General features: G+C 46.4%; 7 protein-coding genes and 2 rRNA genes (1 of these 9 only partly in view). 7 read left to right on the forward strand and 2 right to left on the reverse strand.

Features of this window, described 5'->3' with window-relative positions; genetic code table 11:
- The 6 genes from ACRRSX_RS02965 to ACRRSX_RS02990 form a co-directional block, all read left to right on the forward strand.
- Nucleotides 1–1,070: ribosomal RNA gene (locus tag ACRRSX_RS02965) — 23S ribosomal RNA — on the forward strand; it begins 1,818 nt to the left of the window's first position.
- Nucleotides 1,071–1,180: 110 nt separating this feature from the next.
- A 5S ribosomal RNA gene (rrf, locus tag ACRRSX_RS02970) occupies nt 1,181–1,296 on the forward strand.
- 990 nt (nt 1,297–2,286) lie between these two features.
- Nucleotides 2,287–3,153 carry a DUF2608 domain-containing protein gene (locus ACRRSX_RS02975; RefSeq protein WP_432454704.1) on the forward strand — a complete coding sequence of 289 codons (867 nt, stop codon included), beginning with the start codon at nt 2,287–2,289 and terminating at the stop codon, nt 3,151–3,153.
- Nucleotides 3,154–3,292: 139 nt separating this feature from the next.
- Nucleotides 3,293–4,282 carry a hypothetical protein gene (locus ACRRSX_RS02980; RefSeq protein ID WP_432454703.1) on the forward strand — a complete coding sequence of 330 codons (990 nt, stop codon included), beginning with the start codon at nt 3,293–3,295 and terminating at the stop codon, nt 4,280–4,282.
- A 103-nt stretch (nt 4,283–4,385) separates the two neighbouring features.
- Entirely contained in the window at nt 4,386–7,439 is a 3,054-nt protein-coding gene (locus ACRRSX_RS02985; RefSeq protein ID WP_432454702.1) for an ExeM/NucH family extracellular endonuclease, read from the forward strand.
- A 49-nt stretch (nt 7,440–7,488) separates the two neighbouring features.
- Nucleotides 7,489–8,733, forward strand: a complete 1,245-nt coding sequence (locus ACRRSX_RS02990) for an endonuclease (protein ID WP_432454701.1) — start codon at nt 7,489–7,491, stop codon at nt 8,731–8,733.
- Nucleotides 8,734–8,945: 212 nt separating this feature from the next.
- Here ACRRSX_RS02990 and ACRRSX_RS02995 read toward each other — a convergent pair whose 3' ends face one another.
- Complete coding sequence (locus tag ACRRSX_RS02995; RefSeq protein WP_432454700.1) at nt 8,946–10,853, reverse strand: Wzy polymerase domain-containing protein; 1,908 nt, start codon at nt 10,851–10,853, stop codon at nt 8,946–8,948.
- 40 nt (nt 10,854–10,893) lie between these two features.
- Nucleotides 10,894–13,725: an excinuclease ABC subunit UvrA gene (gene uvrA, locus ACRRSX_RS03000; protein ID WP_432454699.1), complete on the reverse strand. Its 2,832-nt coding sequence runs from the start codon at nt 13,723–13,725 to the stop codon at nt 10,894–10,896.
- Nucleotides 13,726–13,895: 170 nt separating this feature from the next.
- On the opposite strand from uvrA, the gene ACRRSX_RS03005 reads away from it, so the two are divergent.
- A complete protein-coding gene (locus ACRRSX_RS03005) occupies nt 13,896–15,260 on the forward strand; it encodes an MFS transporter (protein WP_432456106.1) in 1,365 nt (454 codons plus the stop codon).
- The last annotated feature ends 53 nt before the right edge of the window (nt 15,261–15,313 follow it).

A 15,313-nucleotide genomic window follows, 5' to 3' on the forward strand; every position in this document is an offset into this window, starting at 1 on the left:
GCCCGGTGCCGGAAGGTTAATTGATGTGGTTAGCGCAAGCGAAGCTATTGATCGAAGCCCCGGTAAACGGCGGCCGTAACTATAACGGTCCTAAGGTAGCGAAATTCCTTGTCGGGTAAGTTCCGACCTGCACGAATGGCGTAATGATGGCCAAGCTGTCTCCACCCGAGACTCAGTGAAATTGAAATTGCCGTGAAGATGCGGTGTACCCGCGGCTAGACGGAAAGACCCCGTGAACCTTTACTACAGCTTGACACTGAACATTGACCCTACATGTGTAGGATAGGTGGGAGGCTTTGAAGCGTTGTCGCTAGATGATGTGGAGCCGACCTTGAAATACCACCCTTGTAGTGTTGATGTTCTAACGTTGTCCCGTTATCCGGGATGCGGACAGTGTCTGGTGGGTAGTTTGACTGGGGCGGTCTCCTCCCAAAGAGTAACGGAGGAGCACGAAGGTTGGCTAAGTACGGTCGGACATCGTACGGTTAGTGCAATGGCATAAGCCAGCTTAACTGCGAGACAGACACGTCGAGCAGGTACGAAAGTAGGTCATAGTGATCCGGTGGTTCTGTATGGAAGGGCCATCGCTCAACGGATAAAAGGTACTCCGGGGATAACAGGCTGATACCGCCCAAGAGTTCATATCGACGGCGGTGTTTGGCACCTCGATGTCGGCTCATCACATCCTGGGGCTGAAGTCGGTCCCAAGGGTATGGCTGTTCGCCATTTAAAGTGGTACGCGAGCTGGGTTTAGAACGTCGTGAGACAGTTCGGTCCCTATCTGCCGTGGGCGTTTGAGAATTGAAGGGAGCTGCTCCTAGTACGAGAGGACCGGAGTGGACGAACCGCTGGTGTTTGGGTTGTTATGCCAATAGCATTGCCCAGTAGCTACGTTCGGAACTGATAACCGCTGAAAGCATCTAAGCGGGAAGCAGGCCTTGAGATTAATTCTCACTAGGACTTTAAGTCCTCTGAAGGGCCGTTGGAGACTACAACGTTGATAGGCAAGGTGTGTAAGTGCTGTGAGGCATTGAGCTAACTTGTACTAATTACCCGTGAGGCTTAACCATACAACACCTAAAGGGTGTTGCTTATAGATACTTTATTTTAGAACCAAGAGTGCTTGTTATACTCGTGGGATATATCAGTTTTTTCGAATGTTAAAGACAACAAGTTTTTGCCTGGTGGCAATAGCGTTGTGGAACCACCTGAACCCATGCCGAACTCAGAAGTGAAACGCAACTGCGCCGATGATAGTGTGGGGTCTCCCCATGTGAAAGTAGGTCACTGCCAGGCACCTATACTAAGCCCTCGTCTGACGACGAGGGCTTTTTTATTGCCTGAGATTTAGCAAGGGCAGTCAAGGCGAACCGATGTTCATGAACAAACCATGTGAAAGTCGGCTGGATATTGCCAGACGTCTATTGAGAGAAAGCCTATCCTTACGGATAGGCTTTTTTTATGCCTAAAATTGCCTATGTGAAAGTCGGTTTGATATTGTCAGGTGCCTATTGAGAGAAAGCCTATCTTTACGGGTAGGCTTTTTTTATGCCTGAAATTGCCTATGTGAAAGTCGGTTCGATATTGTCAGGTGCCTATTGAGAGAAAGCCTATCCTCACGGATAGGCTTATTTATGCGTTTCGTTATGGCGTTCTTATAACAGACAAACCACATCGATGAGTGAGCCTATTTTGTTAGTCATATCGCCAAGTGAATTTGACTAAATTGTGCATCAAATTTCACCGAGGATTCTGATCTTGAGGATTGGGTATTTAGATCCTGAATGATTTTTGAAATGCTTTGACTCTAAAGTAAGTTGAATATTTTGTAGGGCTGGGCTGCTTAGAAATTACGCCTGAAAAGAAAATCTTGATTCAGCCGCTAGTTCAGCTAAGCAGCAACTTTTATTTTTATGGACTTATATCGTTCATAAGGGAATAAAACGAATATAATTCAATATCAACATTATTGGTGATGATTGGTTGTAAATTTGACCGTGAGCTTAATTTTTATATTAAATCGCTTTACATTTTTTGCTTGCTGTATCTGGTGATTAAGATGCTCTATATCAAAATATACGTAAGCTCAGCTTAATGTTAGAAGTGTGATCTATATCACGTTAATGGGTGGTATTGCTTACTTTTCATTAACAAGAAGGAGATATAGGATAGTTGTATAAAAGCTCTAAACATAATATTGACTTGAGTTTTTATGCATTTGGTTAGTAATGGATGTACGGGTGTTTGACTAAACAATCACTCCAAAATTTTAGGGAAATCGAACAAATGAACAGCAAATTGTGTTTAATTGGTGCGGCATTGTTATTTTCTTCAGGAGTGACAGTCGCAGCCACTGAAGTTATCGATTTAAATAGTTATGCAGATATCACTTCTAAAGTTGCAAGCGAACTAAAGCAGTACCCGGTCGACAAGACGCTTATCGTGATGGATATCGATAACACGATTTTAACCAGTAGTGTCGATCTCGGTGGCGATATTTGGTATCAATGGCAGCGTGGTAAATTAGCGGTCAAACCTGCGGCGGAGCAAAAGGTGGCTTGTCTTTTTGAAGACACCATTGGTCTGTTATATGAATTGAACCCTCAGGTGTTGACCGAAGAGTCTGTCCCTAGTCTTATTAGTCAGTGGCAAAAAGACGGTTATACCATGATGGCTTTGACTTCTCGCTCACCAAAGTATCGTGCGGCCACCGAGCGCGAATTACTCAATAAGGGAATTGACTTCAATGTGACCGCCTTAGCACCAGCAGGGCAAACGTCTCCGGTCTATCGAGAAGTCACTAAGCGTGAACTGAGTTATGCCAAGGGTGTGATGATGACCACCGGGATGAACAAAGGCACCATGCTTGAATACATCCTCAAAAAGACAGGCCGCAGCTTCGATAAGATTATATTTATTGATGACTCCGCGAAAAACATAAAAAATGTTGATGCTGCCTATAAAGACAGCAAAGACGTTGACGTGAGTTTATTTCATTACACCCGTGTTGAACATCTACGTGAACAACAATTCGGCAGCGTACTTACCCAAGCTCAGGCCGACAAAATGGCTGCAGACTGGGAACAGTTAAACACCACTCTCAATACTGTGTTTCCCGCTCGTGACTCCGGCAAGTGTCTCAGCGTTAACTAAAGCCTCTTTACATTTAGCTTGGGCGGTTTAACTCCCGCCCTCAAATCAGTCTTTTATTCATACTCGCGCTTCCTTGTTTACTCAAGGTAGTCGGGCTTGCTCGTCCATTCAAAGGACAACTTTATAACAGGAAGTTACTATGAAACGTTCAAATCTATCTTTACTTATTTGCTCACTATTTGCGGCGGGCAGCTTAAATGCGGCCACCATTTATCAGGGAGAAGATGGTGATTCCATTGATCTTATTGGCAGCTTTGAAGTCGGCGGCTACTTAGGGAAGGACTACAACGATAACGGTGAAAAGTGGGACTACGATAGCTTTTATTCCGATGATACGTTTATGTCTTTTGGCTTCGTGGTTAAAACCGGGCAGATTTTCGCTCATATTGATTTCGATTATGAGCGTACGCCTTGGACGACCAAAAACGAATTCCAGCAGGTGTTAGATAAGGCCTATGTTGGCTGGGAGTTTGAAAACGGCGATAAAATAGAATTTGGCCGCACTGATACTGCCTATGACCATTACGATCAAATGGGTGATTTCTCAGTGGATGGTGCCGCAGAAGTTCGCGAAGCCGGTGATCAGGACAGTACCGCTAAATACCGCGGCAGTATTAATAACTTTAAATACGGTATTTCTTATTCAACTCAAGGCTGGGATAACTACAAAACAGACTCTCGCGAAGGCGAAGTGATTAATGGTTACCTCGGTTACTTTAATGACACGGTTGACGTATTGCTTGGCGCAGAAACCGTTGACCAACGTGGTGAGATCTATTCAGTACACGCAAGAGGCTGGGTTGGTCCAGTTCGACTCGGTGGTTTGGTATCTTTATCCGACCGTGAAGAAGAGCAAGGTTATGATTCGAAAGATGCGCTTACTTATGTTGCATCAATTGGTTATGACATCACCGATAAAATTGAAACCAATCTGGTTTACTCCATCGTTGATGTTGATACCGAGAACAGAGATATGGGCGATGACGGCTTTCGTACCTGGGTTGATGACTCTTGGGTTGCGATCAGTCTGAATTATAAGTACCGCCGCAATATCGTGCTGAAAACCGAGTTTGTGACTGGTGGCGAGCAAGGTAGCTACGGCTACGGCAAAGTGTATTACTGGTTCTAGTCTGTCACTTGTCCCTGCTTGTATCAGGCAGCAGGACGTTAGTTGAGGAAGGATGCGTCATAAGTTAAGCATTCTTTAAGTCATATCTCTTGCGGAGAGAAACATGAAGAAGTTTTATTATCCTGCAATGATGGCGGCTTTGTTACCCATGCTATCCCACGCCGATATTTATATATCTGAAGTGGTAGAAGGCTCGAGTAACAATAAGGCCATTGAAATTGCTAACAGCGGAACCAGTGCTGTCACACTTACCGGTTATGAGTTAGCCAGCGAGTTCCAAAATAAATGGCAAAATCGCTACGACTTAAGTGGTGTTACCCTACAGCCGAATGCAGTCTGGGTAATTGCGAATAAAGATGCCGGTGATGCTTTGCTCAGCTTAGCTGACGTAACATCGACTTCATACTTAGTGAAATATAACGGTGATGATGGTGTTGCACTGCTGCATAACGATGTTGCCATCGATGTTGTGGGCGATCTGTACGATTTAGCATACAACAAAGACGTCACCCTACAACGCTGTGATCTTACGCCGAGCGCGACTTATGTCGATTGGCAGTGGAAGGTCTTAGCAAAAGACGATATTAGTAATATTGGCCAATTTAATGCGGCCGACGATAGCTGTGTCGCGCCGCCAGCACCGACAGCACCAGCTGCAGGTGACTTTACCGCTAGTACAATTATGGCCTTGCAAGGGACGGGTAGCCGTTCGCCCATGATTGAAGACGGGAGTTTTACCTCACAAGATGTGTATCTAGTCAAAGGAGTTGTGACCGCTGTTCAGGTTGGAGCCTTGGGGAATGACTTACCGAAGGGGTATTTCATTCAAGATGAGAGCGGAGACAGTGATCCTCTAAGCTCTGACGGTATTTTTGTGAAAGGTTCCGTTTCGGCCTTAATTAATAGTGGTAGTGCGGAGAGTCAGGATCTGAGTGTGGGTGACGAAGTCGAAGTATACGCCAAAGTCACCGAGTCTTATGGTTGGACTATGCTGCTTCCCGAGCAGTCTGAAGGCTACGATCTGAGCTTTGTCACTGGTGCTACAGGTGAGATTGCAGCGACGCCTTTGCGAATGCTGGATAGTGATGTGTCGGTACAGGATACTTACGAGCGTTACGAAGGGATGTTGACCAAGCTTGACCAAGAGTCAGATATTGTTGTGGCACGAACCTTCGGTTTTGACTACGACTCCTATCGTAACAATATGATTGCCGCGCATAGTGGGTTGCTGTTCCAGCCAACCCAGAAATATACGCCAGGAAGTGCGGACGCAGAGGCGGAAGTAAAGAGTAATGCGCAGCGCCAATTGTATATCGAAAGTTTTCAGAGCGCGCCGAATGGCGTGGTGCCTTGGTTCCCCAATTTTGGTCGCGATGATGGCACTGGTACCAGTGACAGCTATCTACGAATTGGAGCTAATCTAGATGGTTTTGAGGGAGTCATTACCTATTCTTATAGCGCTTATCGCTTCTTTGTCACCAATCAGCTTGATAACAGCAACTTTACCTATAGCCATATTCCTGACCGAACACCGGCTCCCGATGTGGAACGCGGTGACTTAAGCATTGCCACCATGAACGTGCTCAACTACTTCAACTCGCCGTTCGGTGGTGACGAAAATCCCTTGAAAGATAATCGTGGTGCAACCGAGCTAGAGGAGTTTGAAGTTCAACGCGCTAAGATTGTGGCTGCAATTCTAGGTTTAGATGCGGATATCGTTGGTTTGATGGAAATCGAAAACAACGGTTTTGACAGCGACTCGGCGGTGGTTGATTTGGTAAAAGCACTGAATGAGAAGCTACCGGCAGCGAAACAATACGTGATAGCCAAGCCTGAAGGTGCTAAATATGTCGGTACCGATGCGATTACCAGCATGGTTATTTATCGCAAAGCGAAAGTAGGTCTAGATAAGATCGACATTTTGAATATGCCTCGTCAGGCTGTTCCAGCTGAAGATTATCCGGTGTATTTTGATGGCGATTTTGAAGACTTCCGTCCAACCACCAAGTATATGCGTGACAGCTTGATCCCAACCTTCCAAATTAATGGTCCAAGGGAAAAAACTTTGTCGGTTGCGGTCAACCATTTCAAATCGAAAGGCAGTACTTGCTGGGAAGATTTGCAGGCTAAGTCGGTGGATGAAAATGGCCATACGGTGTACGCCGTAGAAGATGATGATCTGCAGGGTAACTGTGAGCACTTCCGTACGGCAGCGGCAGACTATTTAGGTCGTCAGTTAGAGAACTATGATGGTTACAAGGTGATTATTGGTGACTTAAATGCCTATGCCAAAGAAGACCCGTTGTTAGTACTCACTAATCGTAATAGCGCCCCTGCGGGTTACGCTGTTGAGGCTGGACGTAATGTGAAGGTGGGGAGTGAGGAACTTACCGGTAACGCAGGTGAAGTCATTGATCACAGCTATGGCTACATCAATATTGTGCCAGAGCTACATCCCGAAACCATTAGTTATTCCTATAACGAAACCGTTGGTACCCTCGATCATATTCTGATCTCGCCAGACCTGCGGGCCTATGTGAAGGATGCTGCCGACTGGAACATTAACTCAGCAGAGTCAACGTTGTTCCAGTATGAAGGCCAGTATACAGGAAGCCTGCCAAAATTTGCCGATCCGTATCGTTCTTCCGACCATGATCCGGCGCTGCTCAGTCTAGATATTATTGACGGGGATGGCGAAGTGGTTGCGCTTGCTCAGGGGGCGATGATTGCTTTACCTGAGTCGCCACTCAACATGCCTGCTGCAGCAACACCAATCGCGGGTGAAGGTTATCAAGCGGTGATGGACTTAACCAAGCTGGCAGTTGGTTCTATTGCCGTTGGTGATGAAGTTTCCTTAGTGGTTTCCGATATGAACAGCAATGGTGTGGTGACGCAATCACAGGTCGCGCATATCAAACTGACGGAGCAACAGATTACTCAAGGTTGGCTTGCTCATACCTTCCAAGCGGTAGTTGTCGGTGATTTTGTGGCAGATAGTTATTACGGCGATGCACTGGTCACAGAACAACATTCAACGGTCACCGAAACGGGTAGTTTTGGTGAACGTTCCAGTGCAGGCTCTAGTGGCCCATGGGTATTGCTAAGCATGTTGAGTTTACTGCTTTTTCGACGCAGAACCGCTTCGCTCCAATCATAAGGAATAATGCAGTAAACAGTTCTGCTGTTTACTGCTGGAAAGGATGATTATGAATATTTTTAAAATAGCTTTAGTTGCAGCACCGCTATTACTCGCAGGCTGCGGGTCTAACGACCAGGAAAGTAAAATTGATGCTCGTTTGGTCATCAATACCGACCGCAATGCATCGGAGTTGAGTTGGACGATTACCAACAGTCGTCTAGAAGTGGTGGCCTCTGGTAGTGGTTACGAGAATAGTACCCATTATGACATCGACCTTGGTTTTGACCCCGGTGGTTACCGAATCGATTTTAAAGATGCCGGGAACGATGGGCTTTGTTGTTCCTACGGTGAAGGTAATATTGAACTCTATGTGGCTAATCAGCTTATTCTTAGTGATAACGGCGACTTTGGTGAGTTTACCGACCTCTTGAGTCAAACCTTTGTAGCAGGCGATTACCAAAATACTTATCAGCAAGAACTCAGTGGCTACTATGCCGATGCCGATTTGCTCGATGGTTACTTACTCAAAACCGCCTTGCATCGCATTATCAAACAAGGCTACAACCAGCAGAGTTATAGCGGCGTCTGGGACTTTTTTGCGCTAGGTGGCTCAGAAGATAAGTATTATGAGCAAGATGCTTCAATTCTAGATATCTATTCAGAGGTGCCAAATGGCGCTGATCCTTACAATTACACCATTGGTGACGATCAGTGTGGTAATTATAAAGGTGAAGGCGATTGTTATAACCGTGAGCATGTGATGCCCAAAAGCTGGTTTGATGACGGTTATCCGATGTATTCCGATGTAAATAATTTGTATGCAACCGATGGTTACGTTAATGGGATACGTGGCAACCTACCTTACGGTGAAGTGGATCCGTCTACCGTGAATTTCACTTCTGGAAATGGTTCGAAGCGCGGTATGGGGCATGATGAGCTGGGTTATACTCAAGCGGTGTTTGAACCCATTGATGAATTTAAAGGGGATATTGCGCGAGTTTATTTTTATATGGCGACTCGTTATGAAGATGTGATCAACGTCGCCAACCAGAGTGATGACTGGTACGAGCAAAGCGATGAGACCTACGCGGTGTTTGAGCAAAATAGCTCTGACCAGGTTTATCGTCGTTGGTTTGTGGAAATGATGATGCGCTGGCATCAACAAGATCCGGTTAGTCAAAGAGAGAAAGACCGTAACGAGAAAGTGTTTGAGTTCCAAGGGAACCGTAATCCTTTCATCGATCATCCTGAGTTTGTTGAGCAAATTTGGGGTAAAGAAGGTTTTGAAGCGGCCAAGTACTACTTTAACTAGTATTTTACGCCATTGGTTCAGCCTCATCAAAGGCTGAGCTGAACATAAACTCAGACCTGCTTTTCTGATAGGTCTGAGTTTTTTTATCTTGCATCTAGGTTCCCATTTTCCCGCTTGCGCATATTTCACAAAATGACTTTTCCACTCACTTGCGGTTAACAACGCCAGCAGACATGCTTTTTATGAGCGTAACCATCAACCCTGAGCGGCGGTCATGATGAACCCATTGGCTTGGTATAAGGCTTTAGGCTTGGAATGTTTCGCAGCTTCAATTCGTTTGGTAGTCGTTGGCTTGCTTGTTGTTGCACTCGAAGTGCTTCATCGATCCGTCCTAAAAGCACTAATCCATTAATTTGATGGATATACAACGCTGCATCTGGCTTGTCTTTCAGCTGTTGTTTATTCCAGATTAAATATGCTTGTAGCGCTTTTTCTCCGGTTCTCATCGCAAAGATGTAGCGAAAAGAAACCCGCTCTGTATCTGGATAAATAAATAGGGCTTGTTGGTATGTTTGCTCGGCCTGTTTGATGAGGCCTAGTGCTTTAAACGCTTGGATCCTGTTGTAGTAGTTTTCGGTTCGAGTTTTTCGTCTCATTAACGAGTCTGACCAGCTTAAATAATTTTTAAGCTCATCGCTTAAATGCAATTTACTGGCAGCATTGAGTCGGAAGGTCATCGCATCAAATTCGTAACGACTAAGCATGGGCAGAGGATTAATGATCCCCTCAAGTAAGCTGACATCACTTGAGCCAGTTCGTTCGAAAGTACTGATGTGGTGAATGGTTTGTAAGCCGGTGAGCATGAATAAGATGGTAAACAGCGGAATTAATCCAGCAAATACCTTTGGCGCAAATTTGGCAGGGAAAGGCTTTGTGCAAAGGCCTTCTGCTTCGGTCGCGATTTTACTTACAAAAAAGCAGAAGAGTAGCCAAACGATTGCAGAATGATAGAAGGGCAGTTCGGTCATGGTATGTAATAGGCAAGGAAAGAGCAGTCCGAGATGAAAGCATGCTTTGGTCCATGTTTGCTTAAAGATGCTATAGATAAAGTAGCCAGCCAGAAATAGCAAGGTGAGTAGTGGTAGTAATCCGCCTTCTACGGCCCAATAAGCAATTTCATTATGTGGATGAGCAACATTGAAGTGGTAGCCCTTGATAAGACCTTGCGCGTTAAATGCCGCTTGCGCATTATGATAAATGCCATCATAAGCACCGTAACCCCAACCCATGAACGGCTGTTGTTTAAATAGTTCCCAGCTCACCTTAAGCATCGTGACTCGGTAAGCGGTGGTTTCTCCACCAATAGCGTCGCGCGCGACACCATCATTCAACAATTCTGGTAGCGCCGGTGCTAAACAACCGAGGGCGATGCAGATTAACCAGCCTCGTAATAAATGCGGTTCTGCGGAATTTTTGAGGTAAGGAAACAATAGAGGTAACAGCGCGAATAGCGCTATCAACACCGTTCTTGAGCCACTCACAATGGCTGCCCACGCGGCAAAAAAGCAACAGCCAAACACGATAATTTGTTGTAGTTTGCTACGCACAGCCTTTTCTGAAATTAGCCAAGCCGAGGCTAACAAACCAAATAGAACAAAGGTTCCTAATACATTGGGCTGTTGGAATATTCCGGCTGCTCTGGTGGCATTCACATTAAAACCGACCCAGTTACCTTGGGTCAGTAGGTAGAGCTGAACCAGTGCATAGATACTCTCGATGAGTACGCCTGCGAGTATAAAATAGAGAATGTGGTGCCAGTGCTGGCGACTCAGTTCCAGTTGCATTATCGAAAAGATAATCAGTATGCCAGCGCTTAAGCCGAGGAGTCGGTCTATTGCAAACTCGCCAAATTCAGCATTAGGATAGAGTAAGGGGAGCCATAACAATATTGTGGTGAACAGCATCACTAGCAAGCTGCGGTTATAGCGTAAACGCTGTGAATGACTGACTTTGAGTAAACCCAAGCCAATTAGCAGACTGGCGAAGCACCATACCACTAAGTTAAAAGGAAGCTCTAAGCCACTGCCACCTTGATTGTGCTGAAAGTAGTGCATGCCAATGAACATCAACACGGCAAACACATAGCTAAAACAAGCTTCGAGAGTCCACTTAGACGACATTTTGCTTCCTTGAAAATGGAGGGTGTTGCCACCCTCTGGCTTAATGCCCGGCGAGCATCGGTTTTAAGAATCGAGCGGTATGTGAGCGAGCCTCTTGGGCCACTTTTTCCGGTGTGCCTGCAACAAGAATTTCTCCTCCCCCTTTGCCTCCCTCTGGACCAAGGTCGACGATCCAATCGGCGGTTTTGATCACATCCAAATTGTGTTCAATCACCACAATCGTATTGCCGTGGTCGCGTAAACGATGGATCACGTCCAGCAGTAATTGAATATCATGGAAATGTAGGCCAGTGGTTGGTTCGTCCAAGATATAAAGAGTTTGTCCGGTATCACGTTTGCTTAATTCTCGGGCTAATTTAACTCGCTGAGCTTCACCGCCCGATAGAGTGGTTGCCGATTGCCCTAGTTTGACGTAGGTCAGCCCGACATCAATTAGCGTTTGTAGCTTTCTGGCGATGACTGGGACGGCATCAAAAAATGGTCGGGCTTCCTCTATCGTCATATCGAGGATCTGGTGGATGTTTTTACCCTTGTATTTGATTTCCAAGGTCTCACGGTTATAGCGTTTGCTTTTGCAAACATCACAAGGAACGTAGACATCAGGTAAAAAGTGCATTTCTACTTTAATGACGCCATCGCCCTGACAAGCCTCACAACGGCCTCCTTTTACGTTAAAGCTAAACCGTCCAGGCTTATAACCTCGAGAGCGAGATTCTTGGGTCGCCGCAAATAGTTCGCGAATTGGGGTGAAAATACCGGTGTAAGTGGCGGGGTTCGAACGAGGTGTACGACCAATCGGGCTTTGATCGATATCCACCACTTTATCCAGTTTGTCGAGGCCTTCAATGTTTTGGTAGGGGGCGATGTCTTCACCCGCTGCGCCATTGAGTTCTTTTTGGGCGATTTTATAGAGTGTATCGTTCACCAAGGTTGATTTGCCGCTGCCGGATACCCCAGTGATGCAGGTTAACAAGCCCAGAGGGATCGCTAAGTCGACGGTTTTTAGGTTATTGCCGCTGGCTCCGTTGAGTTTCAACCAGTCTTTTCCTGCTGGGTGGCGGAGCTTAGGAATTGCAATTGATTTGACACCACTCAGATATTGACCGGTGAGAGAGTCGGGAGTGTCGAGGATCTGCTGTATCGAACCTTGCGCCACCACTTCACCGCCATGCACACCCGCCCCTGGGCCGATATCGACGATGTAGTCGGCGGCGCGGATCGCGTCTTCATCGTGTTCCACTACAATCACGGTATTGCCCAGATCCCGCAGATGATTCAGGGTAGCAAGTAAGCGCTCATTATCACGCTGGTGTAAGCCGATAGAGGGCTCGTCGAGTACATACATTACGCCGACTAAACCTGCTCCGATTTGACTGGCGAGGCGAATTCGCTGAGCTTCTCCCCCTGATAGGGTGTCGGCACTGCGCTCGAGGGAAAGATAATCAAGCCCCACATTGACTAAAAAATTTAAACGCTCGCATATTTCCTTAAGGATCTTGTCGGCGATTTGCGCGCGTTGCCCCACCAGTTCCAGTGAGCCGAAAAACGTCATCGCTTCACCAATTGATTTGCGGCTAACTTCGGGCAGGTTGGTGCTACCAATAAACACGTTACGCGCTTCTTCGCGGAGTCGACTGCCGCCACAGCCAGGACATTCTTGGTTACTGATAAACTTAGCTAACTCTTCGCGAACCGCATTTGACTCGGTTTCTTTATAGCGACGGCGCATATTTGGAATGATGCCTTCGAAGGGGTGCTTGCGCACCGTGACATCCCCTCGGTCATTCATATATTTAAATTCGATGCTGGTCCGACCGGAACCATGTAGCACTAACTTTTTATGTTTGTCGCTGAGGCTGTCGAAGGGCTGCTCTAAGTCAAACTCGAAATGTGCAGCCAGTGACTTTAACATTTGGTAGTAATAGAAATTACGCTTGTCCCAACCACGGATCGCGCCACCCGCTAAGCTGAGTTTGGGGTTGAGGATGATTTTGTTATCATCAAAGAACTGGTCAACGCCTAAACCATCACAGACCTGACAAGCGCCAGCGGGGTTATTGAAAGAAAAAATTCGCGGCTCTAATTCGGTCATACTGTAGCCACACACTGGGCAGGCGAAGTTTGCCGAGAATAGTTGGCGGGTATCTCCGCTGTCCATGTCCACCAAAATTGCCGTGCCGTCGGCAAGTTCTAAGGCAGTTTCGAAGGATTCAGCTAAGCGCTGGGCTAAATCCTCACTGACACGAACTTTAAAGCGGTCGATCACCACCTCAATATTGTGTTTTTTATGTAGCTCCAGATCTGGGGGATCACTTAAGTCACAGACCTCGCCATCGATCCTGGCGCGAATAAAGCCTTGTGCAGCGAGGTTCTCCAGCGTTTTAAGGTGCTCACCTTTACGGTCGCGCACAATTGGCGCCAGCAACATCAGTTTACTGTCTTTGGGTTCTTCAAATACCTTATCGACCATTTGGCTAATGGTTTGCGCAGCTAAGGGTTGATGATGATGAGGGCAACGTGGCTCTCCCACTCGCGCATACAATAGCCGCAAGTAGTCGTAGATTTCGGTAATGGTGCCCACGGTAGAGCGTGGGTTATGCGAGGTCGATTTTTGTTCAATGGAAATCGCCGGGGATAGCCCTTCGATATGATCCACATCGGGCTTTTCCATCAGTGACAAAAACTGTCTGGCGTAAGCAGATAAAGACTCGACATAACGTCGCTGCCCTTCGGCATAAAGCGTATCAAAGGCGAGGGAAGATTTACCCGAACCCGATAAACCAGTAATCACAATTAGCTTGTCACGAGGAAGAGTGAGAGAAATGTTTTTCAGATTATGGGTGCGGGCACCTCGAATATCGATACTGTCCATTGTTACCTGATAAATGCTGCGCTAAATCGCCCAGTATTACATATTGTTGAGATAATTGCGTAGTAGATCCTAAGGATAATTATTCACACTGGGTGACAATCTTAAGCTGGTTTGACCCAGAGTGCTTGTGGTAGCATTACCGGTTCTTTATTGGTGAATATTTGATGGGTATGGCTGTAGAAGAACACTTAAATAACACCGAGAAACGTGGCGCATATTCCTTAGCTTTGCTATTTGCTTTACGCATGGCTGGCTTGTTTATGTTGATGCCAGTGTTAGCCGTATATGGCCAACAGTTAACAGATTTCTCTCCGCTATGGGTGGGGATTGCCATTGGAGCTTATGGTTTAACCCAAGCGCTGTTCCAGATCCCTATGGGCTGGTTATCGGATCGCTTTGGTCGAAAGCCGATCATTTTCATTGGTCTGAGTCTGTTTGTCTTGGGCTCGGTGGTCGCAGCGCTTGCAGAATCTATTCATGGTGTCGCGCTTGGGCGAGCCTTGCAGGGTATGGGCGCGATTGCCAGTACCGTGATGGCTTTGGCTGCTGATTTGAGTCGCGAGACGCAACGCGCCAAAGTGATGGCCTTTATAGGGGTGAGTATTGGTTTATCTTTTGCGGCCTCTTTGGTTCTAGGTCCGGTCATTTCTGCTTTCCTAGGCCTGTCGGGTTTATTTTGGTTAATTGCCGGTTTGGCGGTGTTGGCCATGTTGGTGGTGCAGTTTGTAGTGCCAAACGCAGAAGTGAAGGCGCCCAGCGGTGAAGTGAGTGTTAACCTGCGGCAAATGCTAGGATTGTTACGTAACCCTCAGTTATTGCGTTTGGATTGGGGCGTGTTTAGCTTACACTTGGTGATGACCGCGTTATTTGTGGTGATGCCACTACGTTTAGTGAATGCCGGTTTAGCCCCAGCTCATCATTGGCAAGTCTATTTACCAGCGGTACTGGTATCGTTTGTGCTGATGGTGCCGCTACTGATTATTTCGGCGAAGCGCAATCAGCAACGAGGTTATTTTATTTTTGCCATTTGTTTATTGTTGTTGGCGAATGCTTTGTTATTTGTCGACTTTCAATCGGTTGGTTTATTAGGGTTGGTATTGGCGATATTTTTCATTGGCTTTAATTATTTAGAGGCCAGCCTACCCGCCTTGATTTCAACACTGGCACCGCCGGGGAACAAAGGCGCGGCGCTTGGGGTCTTTTCCACCAGCCAGTTTTTGGGTGCATTTATTGGTGGTAGTAGTGCTGGTGCGCTATATATGGCGGGTGGCATGCATGCGGTGAGTTTGTTTTCTATCGCAGTATTGTTGATTTGGCTACTGGTCAGTTTAGGAATGCGTGCGCAGGCAGGTATAAAAAATTATTCCTTGGCGATATCATCAAGCCAACAACCTGCTCATTTATTGGCAAAACTTCAGGTTTTACCGGGGGTTGTAGAGGCAGTGGTGATCGCACAAGACAACACTGTTTACTTAAAAGTAAAAACAAAAGAATTTGAATTGGCTAGAGCATTGGATTTGCTGCGTGCAGCCTAGTATTATAGCGGGTCTTTTCTCGCCACAACAGATAGATTATAGGAGCGATATAC

It is taken from the genome of Agarivorans sp. QJM3NY_30, from assembly GCF_050870855.2.
Classification (GTDB): Bacteria; Pseudomonadota; Gammaproteobacteria; order Enterobacterales; family Celerinatantimonadaceae; genus Agarivorans.